General features: G+C 46.1%; 22 protein-coding genes. 4 read left to right on the top strand and 18 right to left on the bottom strand.

From position 1 onward, the window contains the following. Nucleotides 1–47: 47 nt before the first annotated feature. Complete coding sequence (locus AF331_RS05830; protein ID WP_053427187.1) at nucleotides 48–752, bottom strand: cytochrome c biogenesis CcdA family protein; 705 nt, start codon at nucleotides 750–752, stop codon at nucleotides 48–50. Nucleotides 753–1,020: 268 nt separating this feature from the next. Between AF331_RS05830 and AF331_RS21790 the strand changes: the two genes are divergently transcribed. Then, a complete protein-coding gene (locus tag AF331_RS21790) occupies nucleotides 1,021–1,194 on the top strand; it encodes an aspartyl-phosphate phosphatase Spo0E family protein (protein WP_079516015.1) in 174 nt (57 codons plus the stop codon). Between the two features lie 92 nt (nucleotides 1,195–1,286). Here AF331_RS21790 and AF331_RS05835 read toward each other — a convergent pair whose 3' ends face one another. The 10 genes from AF331_RS05835 to yneA form a co-directional block, all read right to left on the bottom strand. Further along, complete coding sequence (locus tag AF331_RS05835) at nucleotides 1,287–3,083, bottom strand: ABC transporter ATP-binding protein (RefSeq protein WP_053427188.1); 1,797 nt, start codon at nucleotides 3,081–3,083, stop codon at nucleotides 1,287–1,289. Between the two features lie 4 nt (nucleotides 3,084–3,087). Further along, on the bottom strand, nucleotides 3,088–4,830 hold the full coding sequence (locus AF331_RS05840) for an ABC transporter transmembrane domain-containing protein (RefSeq protein ID WP_053427189.1): 1,743 nt from the start codon (nucleotides 4,828–4,830) through the stop codon (nucleotides 3,088–3,090). Between the two features lie 133 nt (nucleotides 4,831–4,963). Then, a complete protein-coding gene (locus AF331_RS05845; RefSeq protein WP_053427190.1) occupies nucleotides 4,964–6,085 on the bottom strand; it encodes a CamS family sex pheromone protein in 1,122 nt (373 codons plus the stop codon). Between the two features lie 250 nt (nucleotides 6,086–6,335). Then, nucleotides 6,336–6,557, bottom strand: a complete 222-nt coding sequence (locus AF331_RS05850) for a YneF family protein (protein ID WP_048003937.1) — start codon at nucleotides 6,555–6,557, stop codon at nucleotides 6,336–6,338. Between the two features lie 85 nt (nucleotides 6,558–6,642). Further along, a complete protein-coding gene (sirA, locus tag AF331_RS05855; protein WP_053427191.1) occupies nucleotides 6,643–7,080 on the bottom strand; it encodes a sporulation inhibitor of replication protein SirA in 438 nt (145 codons plus the stop codon). Between the two features lie 102 nt (nucleotides 7,081–7,182). Beyond that, nucleotides 7,183–7,638, bottom strand: coding sequence for a GNAT family N-acetyltransferase (locus AF331_RS05860; protein WP_053427192.1), 456 nt, complete (start codon nucleotides 7,636–7,638; stop codon nucleotides 7,183–7,185). A 53-nt stretch (nucleotides 7,639–7,691) separates the two neighbouring features. Continuing rightward, a complete protein-coding gene (tkt, locus tag AF331_RS05865) occupies nucleotides 7,692–9,698 on the bottom strand; it encodes a transketolase (protein ID WP_053427193.1) in 2,007 nt (668 codons plus the stop codon). A 195-nt stretch (nucleotides 9,699–9,893) separates the two neighbouring features. Beyond that, on the bottom strand, nucleotides 9,894–10,124 hold the full coding sequence (locus AF331_RS05870) for a DUF896 domain-containing protein (RefSeq protein ID WP_053427194.1): 231 nt from the start codon (nucleotides 10,122–10,124) through the stop codon (nucleotides 9,894–9,896). 69 nt (nucleotides 10,125–10,193) lie between these two features. Further along, nucleotides 10,194–10,844, bottom strand: a complete 651-nt coding sequence (locus tag AF331_RS05875) for a YneB family resolvase-like protein (RefSeq protein WP_053427195.1) — start codon at nucleotides 10,842–10,844, stop codon at nucleotides 10,194–10,196. Nucleotides 10,845–10,856: 12 nt separating this feature from the next. Next, entirely contained in the window at nucleotides 10,857–11,228 is a 372-nt protein-coding gene (yneA, locus tag AF331_RS05880; protein WP_082346773.1) for a cell division suppressor protein YneA, read from the bottom strand. Between the two features lie 109 nt (nucleotides 11,229–11,337). On the opposite strand from yneA, the gene lexA reads away from it, so the two are divergent. Beyond that, nucleotides 11,338–11,958 (top strand): transcriptional repressor LexA, encoded by a 621-nt coding sequence (gene lexA, locus AF331_RS05885; protein ID WP_053427197.1) that lies wholly within the window; start codon nucleotides 11,338–11,340, stop codon nucleotides 11,956–11,958. Nucleotides 11,959–12,010: 52 nt separating this feature from the next. On the opposite strand, the gene AF331_RS05890 is transcribed toward lexA, so the two are convergent. Further along, on the bottom strand, nucleotides 12,011–12,553 hold the full coding sequence (locus tag AF331_RS05890) for a recombinase family protein (RefSeq protein WP_053427198.1): 543 nt from the start codon (nucleotides 12,551–12,553) through the stop codon (nucleotides 12,011–12,013). A gap of 122 nt (nucleotides 12,554–12,675) precedes the next feature. On the opposite strand from AF331_RS05890, the gene AF331_RS05895 reads away from it, so the two are divergent. After that, a complete protein-coding gene (locus AF331_RS05895) occupies nucleotides 12,676–14,136 on the top strand; it encodes a SulP family inorganic anion transporter (protein WP_053427199.1) in 1,461 nt (486 codons plus the stop codon). 239 nt (nucleotides 14,137–14,375) lie between these two features. Here AF331_RS05895 and glnA read toward each other — a convergent pair whose 3' ends face one another. The 3 genes from glnA to AF331_RS05910 all read right to left on the bottom strand — a co-directional run bounded on the left by glnA (nucleotide 14,376) and on the right by AF331_RS05910 (nucleotide 17,632). After that, nucleotides 14,376–15,710, bottom strand: a complete 1,335-nt coding sequence (glnA, locus tag AF331_RS05900; protein ID WP_053427200.1) for a type I glutamate--ammonia ligase — start codon at nucleotides 15,708–15,710, stop codon at nucleotides 14,376–14,378. 38 nt (nucleotides 15,711–15,748) lie between these two features. Beyond that, nucleotides 15,749–16,162: a MerR family transcriptional regulator gene (locus AF331_RS05905; protein WP_053427201.1), complete on the bottom strand. Its 414-nt coding sequence runs from the start codon at nucleotides 16,160–16,162 to the stop codon at nucleotides 15,749–15,751. A gap of 192 nt (nucleotides 16,163–16,354) precedes the next feature. After that, nucleotides 16,355–17,632, bottom strand: a complete 1,278-nt coding sequence (locus AF331_RS05910) for a methionine gamma-lyase family protein (protein WP_053427202.1) — start codon at nucleotides 17,630–17,632, stop codon at nucleotides 16,355–16,357. A gap of 190 nt (nucleotides 17,633–17,822) precedes the next feature. On the opposite strand from AF331_RS05910, the gene AF331_RS05915 reads away from it, so the two are divergent. After that, nucleotides 17,823–18,431, top strand: a complete 609-nt coding sequence (locus tag AF331_RS05915) for a trimeric intracellular cation channel family protein (RefSeq protein ID WP_053427203.1) — start codon at nucleotides 17,823–17,825, stop codon at nucleotides 18,429–18,431. 32 nt (nucleotides 18,432–18,463) lie between these two features. On the opposite strand, the gene spoVK is transcribed toward AF331_RS05915, so the two are convergent. From spoVK to miaA, 3 genes are all read right to left on the bottom strand, one after another. Further along, a complete protein-coding gene (spoVK, locus tag AF331_RS05920; protein ID WP_235576324.1) occupies nucleotides 18,464–19,399 on the bottom strand; it encodes a stage V sporulation protein K in 936 nt (311 codons plus the stop codon). A gap of 339 nt (nucleotides 19,400–19,738) precedes the next feature. Continuing rightward, nucleotides 19,739–19,975, bottom strand: a complete 237-nt coding sequence (gene hfq / locus AF331_RS05925) for an RNA chaperone Hfq (protein WP_048003951.1) — start codon at nucleotides 19,973–19,975, stop codon at nucleotides 19,739–19,741. Between the two features lie 28 nt (nucleotides 19,976–20,003). After that, a complete protein-coding gene (miaA, locus tag AF331_RS05930; RefSeq protein WP_053427204.1) occupies nucleotides 20,004–20,954 on the bottom strand; it encodes a tRNA (adenosine(37)-N6)-dimethylallyltransferase MiaA in 951 nt (316 codons plus the stop codon). Nucleotides 20,955–20,959: the final 5 nt, after the last annotated feature.

The following is a 20,959-nucleotide window of genomic DNA, read 5'->3' on the forward strand; positions in this document are numbered from 1 at the left end:
AACTTATTGGAATTTAACGCTTTCACTATATCATAGATTGGAAAGGATTAGAAGCCTGTGAAATCAAAGACGTAAATCAGGTATCCAAGGAGTCTGGTCATCCAATCGAAAAATAGCATGATCCCCACGACAATCATGATGTATCCGCCGATTTTCATAATCCGGCCGGTATTCCTTCTGATCCACTGCATTTTCCCCAAGAAGAATGATAAAACGAAGAACGGGATGGCAAAACCGAGAACGTAGGCCAGCATATAAATCATACCCGACCCAGGATTGCTCGACGCCAGCGCGATAACAGAAGCTAGAATCGGTCCCGTGCAAGGTGTCCAGCCGGCAGCAAACGCCATCCCGATCAAGATCGACCCTAAAAAACCGGCAGGACGATTCTTGAATTCAAATCGCCTTTCCTTCATCAGACTCTCAGGCTTGAACACACCGATCACCATCAAACCGAAAATCACAATGAAGATCGCACCGATTTGCCGGATGAGATCCTGATATTGTGTGAAGAATCCACTGACAAAAGAAGACGTGAATCCGATGGCAACAAAGATAACGGAAAAGCCGATCAAGAAGAACAGCGTATGGAGCAGGCTCCTTTTTTGAAGCATGGCGTTTTCGGTTTTCAGCTCGCTTACACTCATTCCGGTTATGTATGATAGAAAAGCCGGATAGAGCGGAAGACAGCACGGGGAAATGAAGCTAAGGACCCCGGCGCCGAACGCAAGAAAAATATTTACATCAGACAAGTTGACATCCCCCTTATATTTATTTTATATTTCTATTCTATCAGACAAAAATGAACTTTATGAGAAATGTTCATGTGAAAGGTTTATGTCGGTATGATTACAGGGGACAAGCATTGTTAACAAAAACATTAAAGACTCTTATCTTTTTAATAAAAACGAATTTTTACTTTGAAAAAAACTTCGTTTTTCGATATACTAATAAAAAAGTTACAGTTATTACTAGTTTTGTATAGACCTTGTCAGGTTATACAAAAGAAAGGAAACAGCCGTGTCTAAAAAAGAGCTACTTGATCGAATTGAACTCAAACGCGCCCAACTCATTGCCATCGTCGCCGAGAATGGATTGACGTCTCCTCAAGCCATCCAGTTCAGCCAGGAACTCGATCGCCTCTTGAACCGTTATAATGCGCAATACATAAAAAATGCTGTTGTCCTTCATTGAGCCGGCCATCCCCATTAAAATTTTTGATTAATAGTATTCTAATATACGGAAAAAAACAGGCAGCCCCGACAGGGCTGCCTGTTTGAATCCCGTCAGGTCATGGCATCTTCCATTCCTTCAACCATCCCATTCTGGAGCAGATACATTTTGTGATAGATTCCTCTACCGTCCAGTAATTCCTTATGGGTTCCCCTCTCGACGATCTCCCCTTTATGGAGGACAAGGATCAGATCGGCATCTTGAATCGTGGAAAGCCTGTGGGCAATGGCAATGGTCGTGCGTCCTTCTCTCATCTTGGAGAGTGCTCCCTGAATGGCTTCTTCCGTTTCCGTATCAATATTCGCCGTCGCTTCATCCAATATAAGGATTTTCGGTTTGGTGGCAATCGTGCGTGCAAAGGCGATAAGCTGCCGCTGACCGCTTGAGAACGTCGAGCCCCTTTCGACCACAGGATCATCATACCCCTGCGGTAGGTTTCGGATAAAGCTGTCTGCCTGGACGAATTCCGCTGCCGCTTTTACTTCTTCATCACTCAATTGCTCATTGTACAACCGGATATTCGTTTTCACATCACCATAGAATAGAAAAGGATCCTGTAAGACGAGCCCGAGCTTCTTTCTTATTTCTTGAACGGGATATGACTTGATGCTCTCTCCGTCAATCATGATCCTCCCCCGCTCGAATTCGTAGAATCTCATCAAAAGATTGATAATCGAGCTCTTTCCACTTCCCGTATGACCGACGAGCGCTACTGTTTCCCCAGGGTTTGCTGTAAACGAGATGTTCTTCAACACATCCTGCTTCCCGTCATACGAGAAAGATACGTTATCAAACACAATCTTCCCATCGCTGACTTTCAACGATTGCCCGTCTTTTCCCTGGGAAGGATTCAATTCTTGTTCATCCAGAAGGGTGAACACCCTGTTTGAAGCAATGATGGCCTGCTGGAACAGACTGAGCCTCATCATGATCTGGTTGACTGGTTCAAAGAAACGATCCAGATAGTTCACAAATGCATACAAAACCCCTATTTCAATCGGACGATCCCATGAGGCCACCCCGAAATAGGTCAATACGACCATCAGGGCCGCTGCATAGACCAGGTCGATAGCCGGTCTCAGAAGAAGACCATCCACTTTGATATTTCTCATATTCGCATTGAAATGCTGTTCATTGGTTTCGCCGAATTCTTCCCTCATCCTCTTTTCCTGCCTGAATATTTGAATGATGGACATTCCGGAAAGAGATTCACTCAGCTTTGCGTTCAACTGGCTCAGTCTCTCCCTCATATCTTGATAAAATACGGAGCTATACTTCCTGTACAGGCTCATGATCCAGATCAATACAGGGAGGATGAACAAACAAAAGACTGCAAGCTTTGCATTGAGGACAAACATAGCAATGAAGATACCGATGATCAAGAATCCTCCCTGGATGAAAGAAGCGAGGACGCTTACGAACATATCCTTTATCGCTTCCGTATCATTGGTGACCCTCGAGACAATGCTGCCTGCAGGAGTACGATCAAAATATCTCATCCCAAGCCCTTGGACTTTGGTGAACACATCGACCCTAAGCTGCTGGATGATCTTCAGGGCGATTTCCTGGAACTTTAGCAGTTGGAAGTAGGAGACCACGACATTCCCCAGTTGAATGAGGAGATAACCCGTGCCCAGCGCTACAAGGGGACCATATGGGAAGACTCCCGGTGTCAGATAATCATCGATGAACACCTTTATGAGGATGGGACCGAACACATCCCCGATCGTTGTTAATAAGAGTAAAAAGAAAGCCAAATAAATCGTCTTTCGATGCGGCGTTGCATACCCCATCAGGCGGAAAAAGATCTTTCGCTGATCCTTGGGGCTAAGTGCAGGTATCGGTTCCATCTGCTCACCCTCCAAATTCTACAATATCCTCTAATTGCTGACGGAGATACATTTCCTTATACCAGCCGTCTTCCATCATCAGCTCTTCGTGTCTACCCCTTTGGATCACCGCGCCTCCATCCATGACCAGGATCAGATCGGCATGAACGATGGCGCTCAGGCGATGGGAGGTAATGATGGTGGTCTTTCCTTCACGTTCCTTCCTCAGTGAGGTAAGGATGGCTTCTTCCGTCTTCGCATCCACAGCAGAGAGGGAATCGTCAAGTATCAACAATTCCGGTTCCATCAGCAATGCCCGGGCGATGGATATCCGCTGTTTTTGTCCTCCTGAAAGAGAGACTCCCCTTTCTCCGACAACGGTATCGTACCCTTGAGAGAACCCTTCTATGTCATGATGGATCTGGGCAGACTCTGCGGCTCGTTTCACCTTCTCCATGGATGACAGCGGATCAGTGAAGGCGATATTTTCCTTGATCGTCGCTGAGAACAAGAAGTGATCCTGAGGAACATATCCAATCGATTGCCGTAATGAATCAAGCGTATACGCTGTAATTGGTAGACCTGCAAAGTGAACTTCTCCGGAATAGCCTTCGAATTCCCTGAGTAGAAGTTTCAGAAGAGACGTTTTTCCTGATCCGGTTTTTCCGACCACCCCGAGGGTTTGGCCCTTTGCCAAAGTAAAGTGGATATCTTTAAGAGTGGGGTGCTCTTCTCCTGGAAAAGCGAATGATTCGATGTTAAATTCGATATCACCTTTCGGCTGCTCCCTAACTGTTCCATCTGCAATCTCGACTTCTTCCCCCAATAATCTCGACACCCGGTCGTAGGAAGCCCTCCCACGCTCGACGATATTGAATAACCAACCAAACGCAAGCATCGGCCAAATGAGCAAACCAAGATAGGTTGTGAATGATATGAGCTCTCCTATCGTCAGTTCACCGTTCAGCACAAACCTCGATCCGAATACAATGGAAAGGAAAAACGAAAGACCTACAATGATGGAAATGGTGGGATCGAACAATGAGTCTACCCTTGCCACACTCATATTTTTTTGCACGACGTCTTCCGACTCACGCTTAAAGGATTGGATATCCTCTTTTTCCTGACCAAATGTCTTCAGCACCTTGACTCCAGTCACACTTTCCTGAGTCTTATCATTCAGTGATGAGAACGCTTCCTGTGCCTTATGGAAACGTTTATGAAGAAGCGTTCCATAGTAACTTGTCAGTATGGCCATGAAGGGCATTGGGATCAATGCTATCAGCGTGAGTTTCCAACTGATCGTGAAGGCCATGGCGATGATGACGAATCCACCTGTTGACAGTGAATCAACGAGGGTCAATACGCCCGAACCGGCCGTTTGCTGGATGGCCTGCAAATCGTTGGTGGCATGAGCCATAAGATCTCCAACACGCCTTTTCTGAAAAAACGAAGGAGCCATCCTCGTAAAATGGTGATAAAGCTTGTTCCTGAGAAGTTTTGAAAGTCGATTCGCTGAACCGAATATCATGATTCTCCACACATATCTCAACCCGTACATAGCCACTGCCGTTCCCGCAAGAAGCAGCATCCACCTTATAATATCGGAACGCGACAGGGTACCGTCCTTGATCCTGTCCACGACGATCCCGACGACTTTAGGAGGGATCAACTGCAGGAAGGCTACCATCAAAAGGATTAAAATCCCGGTGATATATGACTTTTTCTCTTGGAGAAAAAACCACTTTAAATCTAAAAATACCCTCATATCTACTCCCCCATAATTTTCTTAAGACTCTTTATTTTACCAAATACTCAGGCAGTAATAAACGAAAAAAATAGTCTTTTAAAAGAAAGCGCCACGGATTACAGCTCAAAAAAAAGCACCTCCGAAGAGATGCTCATTGAATGTCGACGAACGGTTCCTGGTCCACTTCTTTTACCATCGTGGCCTTGACCCCTTTAGGTGTTTTAACGTACACATACACAGGGATATTAGGGAAATAATCCACGATTTCAGTGCCGAACACTTGAGAAAATCCAATCAGTTCTGCCTCTTTGACCATCCCTGTGTTCACTTCGATCACAAGCTTATTGATTGAATCGCCGGAATACAGTGCTTTACCGACCAGTTTGATATCCTGGTGTGAAAAGTACTTGGATACCTCGTCTTCAAGGTTCAACAGGTTCTTCGCCAAGTCCCGGTTTTTCTCTTCCCCTTTATCACTTGGGAAGTAATAGTATTCTTCATCGAGGTCACTCCACTTCTTGATTGAGTTGTCGTTGCCATCGATGAACGCCGTGGTGAAGTAGTTACCGGGCACGACGCTATTGGTCGGCTGAAGTTTATACAGGGAAATCATAATGGGAACATCTTTTAATTTCGAGTTTTTCCTGATTCGTTTCACGATCGTTTCGGCGGCCTTTTTCCCATATGCAGCCATTTCTTTTGAACTGATTTCCTTTTCGTCAAAGTGCATGAGCTTTTGACTGTCCTGCACCCTGATATAATCGACCGAGTTCATGGCAAGTCCCAGGGAGATCCCTTGAATCTTTCCATCAGAATCTACGTAGTTCTGTTCATGTATGTAAGCAAGATAGGCAGGGTTGTCCTTTTCGAGCTTCACCTGGTCCTCCCATCCCATACCATCCTTTATCTCCAATTCAGGATTCAAACCTGTTTTGTTTGAAGAAGACTTACGTTTGATCCAATCCTTGATGCCGGTCAGGTATTGACCTTCCTGATAGTTCACTTTATCGGGAGGAAAGTGTTTAATCGACTGAGACATCAAGCCCGTTTCAATTTCATCCATATCGCTGCGGTTATTCACCGTCTGCGTGATCAGTCCACGATTGACGGACTTTTTTTCTTGATCAATCTTATAGGTTAAATATTCTCTCGCCTTACCGGCTGCCTTGCTTTGCGCTTCAAGTGTTTCATCATTAATAACTTCAGAAGGCTTATTCGCGCATCCTGATGCGAAGATCAATAGTGAAAGTGAAGCAATCATCCATTTTTTCATACAACAACCTCCGGACTATAGTTTACCACAAATCAAATTGGTTGAAGAATGATATTCATCCTAATTTGTGAAATCCATCATTTTAGCAAACCTTCACCTTTCCTTCCCGCAAAAAAGCCACTTCCCGATGGAAAGTGGCTTTTTGCGATAAAACGGATAAACCAATCTGACAGCAATTCCAGTAGAAAAGTCTTACTCTCCAATAAAACGTAGCGAAATGATTTATCTCAGTCCCATCGAACAGGGATGATTATTTCATGTTTTTGTTCATAGCATTCATCATTTGATTGATTTTTTTCTGAGACGGTTTCTGTCCCATTTGCATCATCATCATGCGTAGCATTTGTTCGTTAATCGGCGGGTTTTTCTTAAGATAGCTCATCATGTACTTACGAGCGATGAAGAACCCTAGCGCAACTCCGGCAAGCAGTGCGATCACGCCGACCAGAATAGCTATAGCGGTCGTTGACATACGATTACTTCCTCCTTCATGTTGTCCTTATAAAAGTGTACTAAACCAAAGAAGATTATACAATATTTCTGTCATAATTTCTTAATTAATATATAAATTTTCTTTGTTTTATTGGCTTTAACCATCCAAAACGTTCATTTTGGATATCTACAGCCAATAAGTATCCCATATGTCTTCTTAGGATTTCAAAGAAAATATACTCTGATTCATCCAGACCCCATGCATGAATCGTCAACGCTCTCTCTTTTAATTCAAGAGAGACCCCGGATGACTCCTGTTGGATCATGGCTCTATCATCGTCCCAACCGGAACCTTGTACCGATAGTAATTCATTTTGTATAAAGCGTCTCGTCGGGAGGTATGGAATCGGCCTTGTAATATACTCCACTTGTTTTGAAATGATGGTGTGCAGTTCCCCGGTGGAACTCTCCATCTCGTTGAAAAGCTGGTGAAACATCCGTTCCCTACCGTAAAAATGCTGGGCAAACTCCTCTGCAATCCAATAGACCTGATAGCGTCGCACAGTTACTCCCCCTCCCATTATACTATTCAGTATACCCAAACATAGAAAGGGGAGTTGTCAGAATTTGTTGAGAAGATGGACTAGTTTTGTCGAATCGCCGTTTCATACCAATTCTTTTTTCAGCATCACCATGTCCAACCCTCTTATTCCATTTTCATAGAATGGCTCGGGATAGTCGAGGAAGAAATCCTTTTTGATGGCTTCGAAGCGGAAACCGCATTTTTGATAGAACATCAGATTGCCGATGGACGAATTGGATGTCCCTACAAGGATGGTACGATATCCTGAATTCCTGACCTTCTTTTCTATCGACTCGATCATCTGCCGGCCGATCCCCTTTCCACGGAATGAGGCTACGACTGCCATGTTTTTTATCTCGATTATGGTTGAATCCAATTCCACTATGAGCATGATCCCCACGATTTCTCCATCGTATGAGAAAGTGTATACTTCTCCATCTTCAAGATACCTTCTTACTGCAGCTTCTGATTCATCGGCAAGCATCAAAAGGGAGATGAAGGCGCTCCGCTCTTTTTGATGTTCACATTTGATTTCCATCATGTACACCACCTAAAAAAGCCGGCTCAATGGATGAGCCGGCTCAGGATGTTTTACTTTTGAAGTAAGGCTTTAATACGGGACACAACATTATTTGTTGTAAATCCGTACTCTTCCATCACTTTTTCTCCAGGCGCTGAGGCACCGAATCCGTCAATGGCGAGGATATCACCTTCATCACCTACGTAACGGTCCCATCCAAGTGGAGAGCCCATTTCGATGGCAAGACGTTTCTTCACGCTCTTCGGAAGGATGGACTCCTTATATTCCGCAGATTGTTTTTCAAAACGATCCCAAGAAGGCATGCTGACAACCGATGCATTGATTCCGTCTTTTTCAAGAGCTTTTTGAGCGTCCATGGCAAGACCCACTTCCGAACCGGTAGCAATCAAAATCGCATCAGGCTGATCCTTACCAGCTGGGGATGCTACATAAGCACCCTTGCTTACACCGTTATACGCTTTATCAGCAGAAGACTTCATGGTCGGCAGATTCTGACGTGAAAGGACAAGCATGGTCGGCTGATCTTTCGACTCAACAGCAAGTCTCCACGCAGCCGCTACTTCGTTGCCATCTGCCGGTCTGATGACAGATAGATTCGGAAGCGCACGAAGTGAAGCAAGCTGTTCTACAGGCTCATGCGTAGGTCCATCTTCTCCGACTGCGATACTGTCATGAGTGAATACGTATGTGACCGGTAGTCCCATCAGAGCCGCCAAACGGATGGCAGGACGCAGATAGTCACTGAACACAAAGAATGTTCCGCCAAACACCTGCAGGCCGCCGTGAAGGGCCATACCGTTCATAGCCGCACCCATGGCAAATTCACGGACACCGAACCAGATGTTGCGCCCATCATACGCTTCTGCAGAGAAGTCTGCTTCACCCTTGATGTTCGTTTTGTTTGAACCCGCAAGGTCAGCGGATCCACCGATGAACGTCGGCAGGTTTTTAGCGATGGCATTCAGTACGTCTCCTGAAGAAGCACGGCTTGCCAATGAACTGCCCTCTTCGTAAACAGGGATTTCTTTATCCCATCCTTCAGCCAATTCGCCTCTGATGGCTGTTTCAAGCTGTGCAGAAAGCTCTGGAAGAGCATCTTGATATGCCACGAATTTCTTCGCCCATGCTTCCTCTTTCTCACTTCCAGCCTGTTGGATTTTCTCTTCGAAACGGGCGTAGACTTCATCCGGAACATGGAAGTCTTGATCGAACGTCCATTTATAGTAGTCCTTGGTGAGTTTCATCTCGTCTTCCCCTAGTGGAGCACCATGAACAGCAGACTTACCTGATTTATTAGGTGCACCGTAGCCGATGACCGTTTTCACCTCGATCATGGTAGGGCGGTTTGTATCACCCTGTGCTTCTTCAATGGCTTTAGAGATTTCCTCAAGATCATTTCCATCTTCCACGCGGACATATTGCCAGCCGTAGGATTCGAAACGTCCTTTGACGCTTTCGGAGAATGATTTATCAAGTTCCCCATCAAGGGAAATATCATTTGAATCATAAAGAACGACCAAGCGGCCCAATTTCAAGTGAGCAGCAAGTGAAGCGGCTTCAGCTGAAACGCCCTCCATCAAATCTCCGTCTCCACAGATGGAGTATGTAAAGTGATCGATGATGTCGTGGCCCTCTTTGTTATAAGTAGCTGCCATATGTCTCTCAGCCATAGCCATACCAACCGCCATCGCGATTCCTTGTCCAAGCGGGCCAGTTGTCGCTTCTACACCTGCTGTATGTTTATACTCAGGGTGTCCAGGTGTTTTACTTCCCCACTGACGGAAATTCTTCAAATCGTCCATGGAAACGTCGTAGCCTGAAAGATGAAGCAAGCTGTATAAAAGCATTGACCCATGTCCTGCAGAGAGAACAAAACGGTCACGGTTAAACCAATGAGGATTTTTTGGGTTATGGTTCATGAAGCGTGTCCATAAGGCATACGCCATAGGGGCTGCACCCATCGGCATTCCCGGATGACCGGAGTTTGCCTTTTCGATCGCGTCGATCGATAACGTTCGGATTGTGTTAATTGCTAATTGATCTGTTTTATCAAACATGTCAGACATCCTTCCTTTTCAATCTCTACTTAATATTAATCTTCTTTGGCTGTTTATACAACTATCTTGAATGATACCACGTCTCTCTTTTTGTTAAAACTGATATCCATTCTGAATTCACCACTGCCTCTTTTATTCGACATAATCAAAAAGGACCACGCTTAAAAGGCAGCGTGATCCAGTATTGACTTACAATCAGTGTTTCTTTTTGTTTTGAATATCTTGTATCTTCTTGGGCGTCACTTCATTCCCATCAGGATCAAAGATTCTGGTATTCTCTATGGTCCCTTTCATGGATTGACGGAACGTCTCAAGATATTCTTTCCTCAATCTGGTCTGTTCCTTCGCTTCATCTGCTGAAAGCCCGGTAGACTTGGATTTTTTGGATAATTCATTGATACGATTCATTTTTTCTTTTGAAAGCATCTATAAAACCCCTTTGATTTCGGTAACGTATAACGACATGTTACTAAATATAAAGGGTGATGACAAGGGTTACGCCTGATCAATGGAGTCCATATGTTCTTTATAGCGCCGATGGACGGTTGCCTTCGAAACGTCATAGCCGAACCCACGCAAAGTAGCGGCAATTTCTGCAAAAGTTAACTCATTTTTTCGTAGCCTGACGATTTCTTCGACGGGGACTTCCTTTCGTTCCCTGCCTTCGATATTCCCTTTGTTCTTCAGATTCTTCTGGGGACGGAACCCATTCGCAACTGCCCTTTTCATCCCCCTTTTGATCTTCAGGTTATGCAGCTTGCGCTGATATTCTTCCACCATGCTGACGATATTGATGACCATGGAGTCGGAGTCCGAAAGGTGGAGCTCGCCGCTGTGGGATTGACTGATGATTTTGACCTCTTCTTTCAACAGGCAATGAATCAGTGCGATCTTCGCATTGCCCCTTCCAATCCTCGTCTCATCCTGGATCAACACTGCATCGATCGACTGATCCCTAACTATGTCCAGCATCTCGAGGACGCCGGGCCGGTCAAGATCATAACCGCTTGCCTGATCCTTTATGACCGATGTCACCTGCATCCCATACTCCAGCGCAAGCTTGGACAGCTCTTCTTCCTGACGTTCGAGTGATGTTTCCTGTGTATCTTTCTTCGTACTCACCCGACAGTAGATGATTGCATTCATTAAAAAACCCCTCTATTCCTCGTTCATGACATACTGATAATCCCCGTTGATCCCAAGCTTCTTTTCGACTGGAAGCACCAGTGAATCACCCGCAGAAATTGTATAAGTGGAAAGATTATTCCTTTCTCCAACCCACTTGATAAATTCATCGGTGGACATGGAAGAGTCGCTGCTGTATTCCTCTGCGATGGTCCAGAGCGTATCGCCATCCTGCACCTCGATACTATGATAAGATACTCCGCCTCCCATTTGAAGAATGAAATAGATTGATGCCATAAGTGCCAAACCAAAAAATACGAGTATATATGAGTAATTCGCCCAAAGTTTTCCTGCCATAATGTTCCCCTCCATACGAATGTTTGTTCTATTTGTTGTATCCATCATAATACGAACATCCGTTTGGAGTCAATCAAAAATTCGAACTTATGTTTGTATCGTTCCCAACCCCATGTTATAATGGGAACATAAGATCGATAGATTGAGGTGCGTGACTATGACAAAACTATCCAAACGGCAGCAGGATATCTTGGAATATATCAAAAGCTCCGTAAAAGAAAAGGGCTATCCGCCTTCCGTACGTGAGATCGGGGAAGCCGTTGGACTTGCCTCAAGCTCCACTGTCCACGGCCATCTGGCCCGACTCGAAAGCAAAGGCCTCATCCGCCGGGATCCGACCAAGCCAAGAGCCATCGAGATCCTCGACCTGGTGGAAGACTCGATCCCCCGCCATAATGTTGTGAATGTTCCCCTCATCGGGAAGGTCACAGCCGGTCAACCGATCACAGCGGTTGAAAATGTCGAAGAGTACTTTCCTCTCCCGGAAAGAATGGCTCCTGCTGACGAGCATACATTCATGTTGGAAATCATGGGTGACAGTATGATCGAAGCCGGTATCCTCGACGGGGATTTCGTCATCGTAAGGCAGCAGCAAACCGCCAACAATGGGGAGATCGTAGTCGCCATGACGGAAGAAGATGAAGCGACCGTGAAACGATTCTTCAAAGAAAGAGATTTTGTGAGGCTTCAGCCTGAAAATTCCTCCATGGATCCGATCATCCTACGCAATGTATCCATTCTAGGCAAGGTCGTCGGTGTTTACCGACAAGTTCATTAAAATGACAAGCAAAAAGGAGCTTCCGTCACATGTGACGGAAGCTCCTTTTCTTCTATCTTTCAAGATAACGGTATAAAGTGGACTTACTGATGCCCGTTTTTTCTTTTATTTCTGCCAGGCTGTACGTTTTTGATTCATACATGGCGATGGCCTTTTTTACATTTTCATCAGGCTTGCGTGGTCGTCCCGTACTGACTCCCTTCTCTTTCGCTTCTCCTAAGCCCTTTTTTGTCCTTTCACTGATCACATCACTTTGAAAGCTTATAAGATGCTCCAATACCTCCTGAAAACGGTACGTCTCCCCGGGACTGGTCGACAGCCCTTCAGAGATGGAAATGAACTGTGTCCCCTTCGTTTCTAACTCATTCAAAAGTTCCAATAGCTGCCGGGTGGAATCAGCGAAGTCGATTAAAGAAGCCACGACGACTGTATCCCCCTGCCCTGCTTCTGCAACCAGCGCTTCCAAGTTCACTCTCCTCTTCGGTGAAGAATGTTCCTCCTTGTATAAAACTGTGCATTTTTTCTCCAGCAGTTTTTGCTCCTGGATCCGTCCTTCAGGATCATCATTGCTCGGTCTGTAGTATCCGATGATCATACCTATCTCCTTCCCCCTCACCTGTTTGCAATTATTTTTCCCGAAAAGGTTCACTTTTGGGAAAATCGGTGATAAACTGTTTTCTATTGGTTTAAAATTTATGATTTTTTAGAGGTGACAATATGAAGAATACCATAAAAGAACAATGGTTTTCGAATGTCAGGGGAGACATCCTTTCCGGGATTGTCGTAGCCCTTGCGCTCATTCCTGAGGCCATTGCCTTTTCCATCATAGCCGGTGTCGATCCCATGGTCGGGCTATACGCTTCTTTTTGTATTGCCGTCATCATTTCCTTTGTCGGCGGAAGGCCTGCCATGATTTCTGCTGCTACCGGCGCCATGGCCCTTGTCATGGTCCCCCTTGTCAAAGATTATGGGTTGAACTATCTGTTGGCAGCCACTATCCTGACAGGAGTCATCCAACTCCTGTTCGGTGTATGTAAAATCGCGAAGCTCATGAAATTCATCCCACGCGCTGTGATGATCGGATTCGTAAATGCACTGGCCATTCTGATTTTTTCAGCCCAAGTGCCTCACTTTTTCAACATTAATGGGATGACCTATGTATTTGTGGCGATCACATTGGTGGTTGTGTATGTGCTGCCCCGATTCGTAAAATCCATCCCCGCACCCCTAGTGGCTATTGTGGCGCTAACTGCCGTTGCCTTGTTTTCGAAGGCAGACTTGAGGACCGTTGGAGATCTCGGGACGATACGTCAGACCCTGCCTTCGTTCTTCCTTCCCGATATCCCGTTCTCACTTGAGACATTGGGTATCATTTTACCCTACTCACTCGCCCTCGCGATTGTAGGACTACTCGAATCCCTTATGACGGCTTCCATCGTAGATGACATGACGGATACGGAAAGCAATAAAAATCAGGAAGCAAGGGGTCAGGGAATCGCCAATATCATCAATGGATTCTTCGGTGGGATGGCCGGATGCGCGATGATCGGTCAGTCGGTGATCAATGTGAAATCCGGTGGACGGGGACGATTATCCACCTTTGTTGCAGGCTCTTTCCTGATGTTCCTAATCATCGTACTTGGGGATTTCGTCGTAAAGATCCCCATGGCGGTTCTGGCCGGAATCATGATCATGGTGTCTATCGGCACGTTCGACTGGTCATCATTCCGTTATATCAGGAAAGCTCCTAAAACAGATGCCGCAGTGATGCTCATCACCGTCGCCATCGTGGTTGCCACTCACGATCTCTCAAAAGGAGTCATTGCAGGGGTATTGCTCAGCGCCATGTTCTTTGTGGCCAAGATATCCAAGCTGAAGGTGACGGAAAAAGTGGAGGGTGTGAATCGTCATTTTAAAGTGGAGGGTCAATTGTTCTTTGCATCCGTGGATACGTTTGTGGGTGCATTCCAATTGTCCAATGAGGTACAACATGTGAAAATCGATTTTACCGGTGCACAAATCTGGGATGAGTCCGCTGTGGCAGCCTTCGAAAAAGTCTTGTCAAAGTGCAGAGACCAAGGCTGTGAAGTGGAGACGGTCGGACTAAGCTCATCGAGTAAAAAGATTCAGGACTCCCTCTTACTGTTGATAGACCAAAAAACGACTCTATCAGCTTAATATACAAAACGGATGCTGCGGCATCCGTTTTTAGTATCACCATCGTCTTATGGGACGGACAATGGTCTACATTAGATCCATCTCACTCGTTGGTTCATATAATAGCAGTTTCAATTCTCCCAATGAGGAAGTTCATTCCCTCCCCCCTATTCGCAGGATGTATGCGATATTTATTCTGATCAAATCGTAAAAAAAATCCCCCTGAAGGGTACAACCCTTCAGGGGGATTTTTAAGTAGATTAATACATTTGGATATATTGCTCGCGCTCCCAAGGGTGAACTTGTGTACGGAACATATCCCACTCGATTTCCTTCGCTTCCACAAAGTGTTCGAAGATATGCTCACCAAGAGCACCAACGATGACTTCATTCGTTTTCAACTGCTCAAGGGCAGCATGAAGGGTTGCCGGAAGATCAGTGATTCCTGCCTCTTCACGCTCTTTTTTGTCCATAACGTAGATGTTACGGTCGATTGGCTTTGGTGCTTCCAGGTTATTCTTGATTCCATCAAGACCTGCGGCAAGCAGTACACTCATTGCAAGGTATGGATTGGCAGCCGGATCGACGCTTCGCACTTCAACGCGCGTGCTGAGTCCGCGTGATGCCGGGATACGAATTAGAGGGCTACGGTTGCGAGCTGACCACGCAACGTAACATGGTGCCTCATATCCAGGAACAAGACGTTTATAAGAGTTGACCGTAGGGTTCGTGATGGCCGTGAAGCTCGTAGCATGCTTGATAATACCGGCGAGGAATTGACGCGCTGTATCGCTCAATTGAAGATCGCCTTTCTCATCGAAGAATGAGTTCACTCCGCTTTTGAATAGTGACATATTGCAGTGCATTCCAGAACCGTTCACTCCGAACAACGGTTTTGGCATGAAGGTAGCATGCAGACCGTGTTTGCGGGCAATGGTCTTAACAACCAGCTTGAATGTTTGAATATCGTCACACGCCTTGAGTGCATTGGCATATTTGAAATCGATCTCGTGCTGACCAGGAGCAACCTCATGGTGGGAAGCTTCGATTTCAAAGCCCATTTCTTCAAGCTCAAGGGCAATATCACGACGGCAGTTTTCTCCAAGATCCGTAGGTGCAAGATCGAAGTAGCCTCCGTTATCATTCAATTCAAGAGTAGGTTCACCATTCACATCCAGCTTGAATAGGAAGAATTCCGGTTCAGGCCCGAGGTTGAAATCCGTAAATCCAAGCTCTTCCATCTGGCTTAGAATACGTTTGAGGTTATTACGCGGATCTCCTTCGAACGGAGTTCCATCTGGGTTATAGATGTCACAGATCAAACGGGCAACCTTCCCTTTTTCAGCTGTCCAAGGGAATACCAACCACGTATCAAGATCAGGGAAAAGATACATATCCGATTCCTCGATACGTACAAATCCTTCAATGGAAGAACCATCGAACATCATTTTGTTGTCTAGCGCCTTTTCAAGCTGACTGAAAGGGATTTCTACGTTTTTAATTGTTCCCAGGATGTCTGTGAACTGGAGACGGATGAATTTTACACCTTCTTCATTCGCCAATCTTAGTACATCTTCACGAGTATACTTTGCCATTTTGCGTAATTCCTCCTCAGGTTTAGTAAAGGTTTTATTTAATGAAAGAAGCGTGACATGTCACCTTGACGAAGAGATGTTTTACTGAAGCGCCCGGAATGCATCAATTCATTCCGGAGCAGCTTGCGGAGATCATCGTCAGAAAGATCCTGCCGTGCTTTTTCTTCCTTCTTGCCATTAACGTCAGATGCTACTTTCGTTTCCTGACCCGAGACAGCGAAAATCCTTTTGATTCCGGCCATGTTGATCCCTTGTTCCAAAAGATCCTTGACCTCCAGGAGTTTATCGATGTCGTTCAGGGAAAAGAGCCTGCGATTTCCTTCCGTACGGGCCGGATTGATCAATTCATGCTCTTCATAGTATCGAATCTGACGAGCCGTCAAGTCCGTGAGCTGCATGACAATGCTGATTGGAAACAATGCCATCGTTCGACGAATTTCACTTCCGCTCATCGTGATTCCCCCTTTTGTTGTTCGTTCATGTGTTCATTATATTCAATGTCAGGAATTCTGTCAATAATATGTTAGCTTTCCTTACATATTTTTTGAGAGTCCTTTTTGAATAGTGCGATTTTTTCATCTGGAGTCCGCTGATCAATCATAAAAGGATAGCCATTGATTGACTATCCTTTTGTACATATCTTATTAACCTTTTATATGGGGCATAAAACCTTTTTCGATCAATTCATCGACGGCCGTGCATACCGCGATCTTCACATGGGAGTAAGTTAGTCCTCCCTGTACATACGCAACGTATGGAGGCCTCAATGGTCCGTCTGCCGATAATTCGATGCTCGCACCCTGTATGAACGTGCCTGCAGCCATGATGACATCGTCAACATAACCCGGCATATAGTTCGGATATGGGGTGAAATGAGAGTTCACAGGGGATGCAAATTGAATCGCCTGACAGAAGGCGACCATCCGGTCCCTGTCACCGAATTGGACAGATTGAATCAGATCGGTCCGTGGAGCGCCGGGTGCCGGATTCGTATCCATCCCGAGCTCTGTCAGGAATGCGCTGGTGAAGACGGCCCCTTTCAAGGACTGGGCCACCACGTGGGGAGCGAGGAAAAATCCTTGATACATTTCCTGGAGACTATAGAGGGAAGCACCCGCCTCAGCACCGATACCAGGTGAGGTCATCCTGTACGAACACGCTTCGACCAGTTCTTTTTTCCCTACGATATATCCTCCCGTTTTCGCAAGTCCGCCTCCGGGATTCTTAATGAGCGATCCCGCCATAAGATCGGCACCGACATGGCATGGTTCACGGTCTTCAACAAATTCACCGTAGCAGTTATCAACGAAAACGACGATCGATGGATCGATCGCTTTGACGAAATCAATCATGGCTTTGATCTCTCCCACTGTGAAGGAAGGACGGTTGGCGTATCCCTTCGAACGCTGGATCCCCACCATTTTCGTTTTCGTGCCGAGTGCAGATCTTACTGCCTCGAAGTCCACTTTCCCGTCGGGAGTAAGGTCGATGCTCCGGTAATCGATATGGAAGTCCTTCAGGGATCCTGCTCCCTTCCCTCTGATCCCGACGATTTCTTCAAGGGTGTCATAAGGCTTTCCTGTTATGTATACCAATTCATCTCCAGGACGGAGGATGCCGAAGAGCGCGATGGATATCGCATGTGTGCCCGAAATGATCTGGGGACGTACGAGTCCCGCCTCTCCGCCGAACACATCTGCGTAAATGCTCTCTAACGTATCCCTTCCTGCATCATCGTACCCGTACCCTGTCGAAGGGTTGAAATGGGAGTCGCTCACCCGATGCTTCTGAAAAGAAGTTAGTACATTGAATTGATTTTGTTCTGCCCGCTCATCGATGGCTGCATGGATGTGGGCTATGGATTGTTCAACGGATCGGGCTAACGGCCTTAAGACCTCTCCGTGTTTTAATTGATCAAACATGTCTATAAAATCCCTTCTGCTTTCAAATTCCTTTGCGCCGGCGCACAGTCAATTTGAATGCTGCGGACCAACAGACCAATCATATCAAATATTCCTACCAAACACTATGGCAAAAATGGTTGCAAATCCATGTTCCCATGATACAATCAGATAGGTTTAAAGAGTACGAGCAGGAGAGGAAGACCAGGGTATGACATGGGAAGTATTGAGTATCATCGGCACTGTTGCCTTCGCGGTGTCAGGTGCGATTGTAGCGATGGAAGAAGAATATGACATATTGGGTGTATACGTACTCGGTATTGTCACGGCTTTCGGTGGCGGAGCGATCCGGAATTTATTGATCGGAGTACCCATTTCCGCCCTATGGGAGCAGGGCATGCTTTTTCAGATCGCCCTCCTCGCCATTACCGCCGTCTTTTTATTCCCTCACAATCTATTGAAGCATTGGAAACGGTGGGGCAACTTCTTTGATGCCATCGGTTTGTCTGCATTCGCCATCCAGGGTGCCTTGTATGCCGTCAACATGGATCATCCCATGAGCGCAGTGATCGTGGCCGCTGTGCTGACGGGTACGGGAGGCGGGATAGTCAGGGATTTGCTTGCCGGCAGGAAACCCCTTGTATTCAGATCTGAGATTTACGCGGTATGGGCCGTCGTCTCAGGTGTGGCTGTCGGGTTCGGGATGGCCGAATCACCGATCGAATTATATGCCCTCTTCGTCATCACCACGGCGTTACGTGTGTTTTCCTATTTATATAAATGGAAACTGCCGAATAAGAGGCTCCAATCGGAAGCCTGAAAAAACATGCATTCATCACGAATGCATGTTTTTTAATCACTGTCCTTCCGTGTGAAGACAAGATCGTTGCTCCTCAGTGTCATTAATTCATGCCGATCATAATTATTTTCCATGAGAAGACGCATGGCATGGGCACGAATGGACTTCTCAAGGATATTCCGTACATACCGGCCATTGGAAAATGCGTTTGCTGTAATGGCATTCTTCACCCCGTGAAGATGCTCCCGTATTTTCCGTTCGGCATCATGGCTGAGCATATATTCCTTTTCCTTCAGCATGAGCTTGCTGATGTCCATCAGCTGATCGACGGAATAATCGGGAAAATGAAACACGAGGGGAAACCTTGACTGAAGACCTGGATTCAGCGTGAGAAAATGATCCATTTCCTTGGAATAGCCCGCTAGGATCAAGATGAACTCATGCTGTTTATCCTCCATATGCTTCACCAGGGTATCGATGGCTTCTTTTCCGAAATCCTTCTCTCCTCCGCGCCCAAGTGAGTAGGCTTCATCGACAAACAGGATCCCACCCAGCGCTTTTTTGACTAGATCACGGGTCTTCTGAGCGGTATGACCAATGTATTCTCCTACCAGATCCGCTCTTTCGGCTTCTATAAGATGTCCTTTCGACAGCACGTTCATCTTCAGGAACAGCTTGCCTATGATCCGTGCCACGGTTGTCTTCCCTGTTCCGGGATTTCCTTTGAACATCATATGAAGTGCTTGCTTGCCCGCTTTCAACCCCATCATTTCCCGTTTTTTATTCACGTATATCCAAGCATAGATTTCCTTCACCATTTTCTTCATTTCGTCCATTCCGATGAGCGTACCCAATTCTTCTTCTATTTCCTTCAAAGCAGCATGCTCCTGAGGCATGGACTGAGGAATGGATTCCTGTATCATCGTATCCCGCAGCGGATTCCGTTTTTGTGAATTGAGGACGATGCTGATCTGACCGTTGTTCTTCATTCGCATCGGTTGTTGGTCCAAAGGGTTCACCTCGCCATTCTATATGCAAACACATTCTGCGGATTTTCACCCCCGGTACGCTTCGACAAAGGAACATTCTTTTGTCAGTTCCTGCGCTTTCCCGAGAAATAAATCGTCCGTCATTCTTGATCAAGGCAGCAATTATCGTATCCCCCTCATATCATTCTATTCAGTAGATGAGGATTCATTAATCCTATTTTCATCAGAAACTGTATTTTCCACGGGTACAACCGGCCGGTAAGTGTCCATAAGGCTAGGCGCGCCATTTTTTGAAAATGAAAAAAGGACCGCTGAGCGGCCCCCATTCCTGAACTATGATTACACGTTTTGCTCATCGAAATTCAGTTGAACATTTCGCTGAGGTGCAAAAGTGGAAATGGCATGCTTATAAACAAGCTGTTGCTTCCCTTCCGTTTCAAATAACACGGTGAAATTATCAAACCCTTTCACCTGACCTCGGATTTGGAAACCATTCAATAGGAACACAGTAACTGGTGACCCATCTTTACGCAGTTGATTCAAGAATTGATCCTGAATGTTAATGGATTGTTTCATCGAGCATCCTCCTCTATATCTCTATATACTAATTATTCGACTCTAAGTCGAGCTTTCCTGCAATGAATTTCGAAATGTCGGCGATTATTTCATCACGGTGCTCCGATGCAGTCATATCGAACCAGTCGACATCCATTTTGTTCCGGAACCACGTGAGCTGACGTTTTGCATACCTTCGGGAGTTCTGTTTCAGGTTCTCCACGGCCTCTTCAAGGCTCACCTTACCGTCAAAGTAGTCGTAGATTTCTTTGTACCCGATCGCCTGCACCGATTGGACACCCCTGATCCCATCTTCATACAGGGATCTCACCTCGGGCAAAAGCCCGTCGTCCATCATCATGTCCACCCTGAGATTGATCCGCTCATAAAGCTTGTCCCGATCCATGGTCAAGCCAATGAGAGCCACATCATACTGGAGCTCCCGGGATTGCTGCTTTTGATACTCTGTCATGGTTTTTCCTGTAGTGTGATGGATCTCCAGGGCACGGATCACCCGGCGTATATTGTTCGGATGGATCTGAGAGGCCGCTTCAGAGTCCACATCAGCCAATCTGCGATGCATGGCTTCATGACCTAGCTCACGTGATTCAGCATCCAAGCGCTCCCTGAACGCTTCGTCTCCCGGCGTTTCCGTGAATCGGTAGTCATAGAGGACCGACTGGATGTAAAGACCGGTCCCTCCGGCGATAATGGGCATTTTACCCCTCGCATGGATCTCTGTGATCAATTTCCTGACCGTCTGCTGAAACTCAGCAGCCGAATACGATTCAATGGGATCTTTAATATCGATCAGATGGTGGAGGATCCCTTCCATCTCATCATGGCGGATTTTCGCCGTGCCGATATCCATCCCCCTGTAGATCTGCATGGAATCCCCACTGATGATTTCGCCATCGAATGCCTTCGCCAATTCGATGCTCGTCTTCGTCTTCCCTACGGCCGTCGGGCCGATCAGGACGATTAGCTTTTCTTTGTTCAACGTCT

Source organism: Rossellomorea marisflavi, assembly GCF_001274775.1.
Taxonomy (GTDB): domain Bacteria; phylum Bacillota; class Bacilli; order Bacillales; family Bacillaceae_B; genus Rossellomorea; species Rossellomorea marisflavi.

Excerpts from the sequence above, each read along its gene's own strand:
- AF331_RS05835 (WP_053427188.1), bottom strand. The coding sequence starts at position 3,083 with ATGGAACCGATACCTGCACTTAGCCCCAAGGATCAGCGAAAGATCTTT.
- AF331_RS05840 (WP_053427189.1), bottom strand. The coding sequence starts at position 4,830 with ATGAGGGTATTTTTAGATTTAAAGTGGTTTTTTCTCCAAGAGAAAAAG.
- AF331_RS05845 (WP_053427190.1), bottom strand. The coding sequence starts at position 6,085 with ATGAAAAAATGGATGATTGCTTCACTTTCACTATTGATCTTCGCATCA.
- AF331_RS05850 (WP_048003937.1), bottom strand. The coding sequence starts at position 6,557 with ATGTCAACGACCGCTATAGCTATTCTGGTCGGCGTGATCGCACTGCTT.
- AF331_RS05860 (WP_053427192.1), bottom strand. The coding sequence starts at position 7,638 with ATGGAAATCAAATGTGAACATCAAAAAGAGCGGAGCGCCTTCATCTCC.
- tkt (WP_053427193.1), bottom strand. The coding sequence starts at position 9,698 with ATGTTTGATAAAACAGATCAATTAGCAATTAACACAATCCGAACGTTA.
- AF331_RS05870 (WP_053427194.1), bottom strand. The coding sequence starts at position 10,124 with ATGCTTTCAAAAGAAAAAATGAATCGTATCAATGAATTATCCAAAAAA.
- AF331_RS05875 (WP_053427195.1), bottom strand. The coding sequence starts at position 10,844 with ATGAATGCAATCATCTACTGTCGGGTGAGTACGAAGAAAGATACACAG.
- yneA (WP_082346773.1), bottom strand. The coding sequence starts at position 11,228 with ATGATGGATACAACAAATAGAACAAACATTCGTATGGAGGGGAACATT.
- lexA (WP_053427197.1), top strand. The coding sequence starts at position 11,338 with ATGACAAAACTATCCAAACGGCAGCAGGATATCTTGGAATATATCAAA.
- AF331_RS05890 (WP_053427198.1), bottom strand. The coding sequence starts at position 12,553 with ATGATCATCGGATACTACAGACCGAGCAATGATGATCCTGAAGGACGG.
- AF331_RS05895 (WP_053427199.1), top strand. The coding sequence starts at position 12,676 with ATGAAGAATACCATAAAAGAACAATGGTTTTCGAATGTCAGGGGAGAC.
- glnA (WP_053427200.1), bottom strand. The coding sequence starts at position 15,710 with ATGGCAAAGTATACTCGTGAAGATGTACTAAGATTGGCGAATGAAGAA.
- AF331_RS05905 (WP_053427201.1), bottom strand. The coding sequence starts at position 16,162 with ATGAGCGGAAGTGAAATTCGTCGAACGATGGCATTGTTTCCAATCAGC.
- AF331_RS05910 (WP_053427202.1), bottom strand. The coding sequence starts at position 17,632 with ATGTTTGATCAATTAAAACACGGAGAGGTCTTAAGGCCGTTAGCCCGA.
- AF331_RS05915 (WP_053427203.1), top strand. The coding sequence starts at position 17,823 with ATGACATGGGAAGTATTGAGTATCATCGGCACTGTTGCCTTCGCGGTG.
- spoVK (WP_235576324.1), bottom strand. The coding sequence starts at position 19,399 with ATGAAGAACAACGGTCAGATCAGCATCGTCCTCAATTCACAAAAACGG.
- hfq (WP_048003951.1), bottom strand. The coding sequence starts at position 19,975 with ATGAAACAATCCATTAACATTCAGGATCAATTCTTGAATCAACTGCGT.